A 3,309-nucleotide genomic window follows, 5' to 3' on the forward strand; every position below is an offset into this window, starting at 1 on the left:
GCCCGAGGGCGGCCGGGTCGCCGACCGCTGGAAGCGCGACCGCTGGTCGTACACGGCCCACCGGGACCGCGTACGGGCCGGGGAGCCGCCGCAGCCCAAGCGGGACGACGCGGTGACGGCGGCGCAGAAGCTGGCGGCGCGGGAGACGGCGCAGGCGCAGTTGGACGCGCAGGAGGCGCTGGACGATCCACTGGTGATGGCGGGGCGGCGGCTGGCCGGTGAGGCGTTCGCGGGTGAGGTGACGGAGGTGGAGATGGCCTACACGGAGGCGAAGGTTCCGCGTCCGCGCCCGCTGCTGACGGTCCGGACGGAGGACCGCCCGTTCCTGGAGGAGCACGCCAAGCTCTACCGGGCGATGGCCGACGGCAAGACGCAGACCGCCGAGTTCGTGGCGTACGAACCGGGCGCGCTGGTCGTGCGGTTGACCGGCGGCATGGGGCGCGGCAAGGTCCCCGAACCGGGTTCCGTCCCGGAGAAGGGGGACCGCGTGTGCTGGACGCTCTTCGAGCACGCGCCGCGCGGCGGGCCGGAGTTGCCGGACCCGGAGCGCACGCCGTGGACGCATGGCGGCCCGCCGGTCGCTGCCGCGGGCGGCGCCGAGGGGGCGGACCCCACGGCCGTACGCCCACCCGAAACCGCTGCCACTGCCGCTGCCATTGCCGCTGTCGCTGCCGAGCGGCCCGACCCCGTGACCTCCGAGGACTTCCTATGACCGGTTCCCGTGCCGCGTTCGACCCGGGCGCCGCGGCCGGCGCCGCGACGGACGCGATCCTGCACGACACCCTGAACGGCCCGCACCGGGGCGTGGTCGTCGACTCCCCGCCCGGCGCGGGCAAGTCCACGCTCGTCGTGCGGGCCGCCCGTGAACTGGCCGCCGCCGGGCGCCCGCTGATGGTCGTCGCGCAGACCAACGCCCAGGTGGACGATCTGGTGGACCGGATCGCGAGCCAGGACCCGGAGCTGCCGGTGGGGCGGCTGCACAGCAACGACCCGCACCCCTACGACCCGGCGCTCGACGCGTACCCCTCCGTCGTGAAGTCCCCGAAGGCGGCGGCGCTCGCCGGGCTCGACATCGTGATCTCCACGGCCGCCAAGTGGGCGCACACCAAGGGCGTCGAGCCGTGGCGGCACGCGATCGTGGACGAGGCGTACCAGATGCGTTCGGACGCGCTGCTGGCCGTGGCCGGGCTCTTCGAGCGGGCGCTGTTCGTGGGCGACCCCGGCCAGCTGGACCCGTTCAGCGCGGTGGGCGCGGACGGCACCGGCCAGTGGGCGGGGCTGTCGTACGACCCGTCCGCGAGCGCGGTCTCCACGCTGCTGGCCCACAACCCCGGCCTCCCCCAGCACCGGCTGCCCGTCTCCTGGCGGCTGCCCGCCTCGGCCGCACCGCTGGTCTCGGACGCCTTCTACCCGTACACGCCCTTCCGCAGCGGTACGGGGCCGGGCGAGCGGCGGCTCTCCTTCGGCGTGCGCTCCGACGGCTCGGGGCCGGACCGGGTGCTGGACGAGGCGGCCGAGTCGGGGTGGGGGCTGCTGGAGCTCCCCGCCCGCAGCACGCCGCGTACGGACCCGGAGGCGGTACGGGCCGTGGCGCTGGTGATCCGGCGGCTGCTGGACCGGGGCGCGGCGGCGGTCAGCGAGCGCTCGCCGGACCCGGTGCCGCTGTCCCCCGACCGCCTCGCGGTGGGCACCGCCCACCGTGACCAGGCCGCGGCCGTACGGGCGGCGCTCGCCGAGCTGCGCGTCTCCGGGGTCGCCGTGGACACGGCGAACCGGCTCCAGGGCCGCGAGTTCGACGTGACGGTGATGCTCCACCCCCTGTCGGGCCGCCCCGACGCCACGGCGTTCCACTTGGAGACCGGCCGGCTGTGCGTACTGGCCTCGCGCCACCGGCACGCGTGCATCGTGGTGTGCCGGGCGGGGGTCGCCGAGCTGCTGGACGACCATCCGTCGGCGGAACCCGTGCAGCTGGGGACGGCGGTCAAGTTCCCCGACGGCTGGGAGGCGATGTGCGCCACGTGGGAGCAGTGGTCGGAGCACCGGGTGCCGTGGCGGCCCTGAGCCGGGGCCCCCTCGGCCTGGGCGAAACGGTCCGGTGAGGTGAACGGAACGTCCCGTTGAGCCGGGGCGCACTTGCGCAGGACGGGACAATGGAACGCGGCACACGATCCTGGAGGTAGGCACATGTCCGAGCCGCAGTCGGCAGGCGAAGCGCACGAGGCCGCGCCGCGGCGTATGAAGCCCGCGCCCCTGCTCTTCGAGCCGCCGGAGTCGGTGGCGGAGGCCGAGCACTTCTTCGACCTCGAATCGATCGACGATCCGCGCGAGCTGCTCTCCCGCGCCACGGAGCTGACGCTGGCCTTCCGCGCGGCCGCCGACCGGGCCACGGAGTTCCAGGCGATCGCCGCCGCCCTTCTCGCCGACCCCAAGCGCTTCGACCGCCTCTCCGCGTCCGCGATCGGCGAGCGCGCCGACTGGACCGAGGACTACGCCCAAAAAATGATCGACTTCGGCCGCGGCCTTCTCCGAGGCGGTCCTTCGCCGACGGCCTGACGGCCGGTCGCCACGCCACCGTGCTTGAGGGGCCCGGCCCCCGACGCCCGGCAGGGGCTGCGGCCCGGCACCCACGCCGGGGCGACGTGCCCGCGCGCGTGCGCCCGGCCCCATACGGGCAGGGCCAAGCGCGCGGCAGCCAGCCGCCCCAGTCCGTACAGCCAGGGGCTGAGCCGCCCCGCCCCCTACGGACAGGGCCCCGCCGGTAGGGGCCCGACGCCCCGGCCCCGCACGGTGAGGAACTCGACGGCCCGGCCGCGTACGTACAGGTCCCGGGCGCCAAGGGGCCCGGCGGCCCCAATAGACGAGAACCTGGCGCTCAGGAACCGGCCGCACGTGCCAAGCGCCTCGGACCCGCATAGCCGGGGGCCGAGCACGCCCGGACCGGCGACGCCGGTCCGTACAGTCGGGGGCCAGGTGCCCCGGCCCAGTACAGGCCAGGCGTCGGGGTCAGACGGTGCGGCCAAGGGCTCGGCCGCCCTGGCCCCTACGGACAGAGACCGGGCACTCTGGGGCCCGCCCCATGCGGCCAAGGCCCGGCGGCCCGGCCCCGCCCCGTCAGAGGCCCCGGCCCCCGGCCGCACAGCCAAAAGCCCGGCGCCCCACCTCACCCCGTCAGAGGGCCAGCCCCCAGCCGCACCCTCAGAAGGCCCGGCGGCCCGGCCCGGCCCGTCAGAGGCGCGGCCCCTCGGCCATACAGCCAAAGACCCGGCACCGCGGCCTCACCCCGTCGGGGGTCCGGCCCCCGGCCGTACC

General features: G+C 76.1%; 2 protein-coding genes and 1 pseudogene. All 3 read left to right on the top strand.

What is annotated here, in order from left to right; translation table 11 throughout:
- Positions 1–712: pseudogene (locus ACFU99_RS38330) on the top strand (hypothetical protein); the annotation flags it as partial.
- Positions 709–2,061 (top strand): AAA domain-containing protein, encoded by a 1,353-nt coding sequence (locus ACFU99_RS38335; RefSeq protein ID WP_384401734.1) that lies wholly within the window; start codon positions 709–711, stop codon positions 2,059–2,061. The pseudogene ACFU99_RS38330 and the gene ACFU99_RS38335, both read left to right, overlap by 4 nt.
- A gap of 123 nt (positions 2,062–2,184) precedes the next feature.
- The gene (locus tag ACFU99_RS38340) at positions 2,185–2,553 is read left to right on the top strand and encodes a hypothetical protein (protein WP_384401737.1); all 369 of its coding nucleotides are present in this window, start codon (positions 2,185–2,187) and stop codon (positions 2,551–2,553) included.
- The last annotated feature ends 756 nt before the right edge of the window (positions 2,554–3,309 follow it).

The organism is Streptomyces sp. NPDC057654 (assembly GCF_042800135.1).
Taxonomy (GTDB): Bacteria; Actinomycetota; Actinomycetes; order Streptomycetales; family Streptomycetaceae; genus Streptomyces.

What these genes read in the sequence shown, in the direction of transcription:
- ACFU99_RS38340 (WP_384401737.1), top strand. Translation starts at nt 2,185, where the DNA reads ATGTCCGAGCCGCAGTCGGCAGGCGAAGCGCACGAGGCCGCGCCGCGG.
- ACFU99_RS38335 (WP_384401734.1), top strand. Translation starts at nt 709, where the DNA reads ATGACCGGTTCCCGTGCCGCGTTCGACCCGGGCGCCGCGGCCGGCGCC.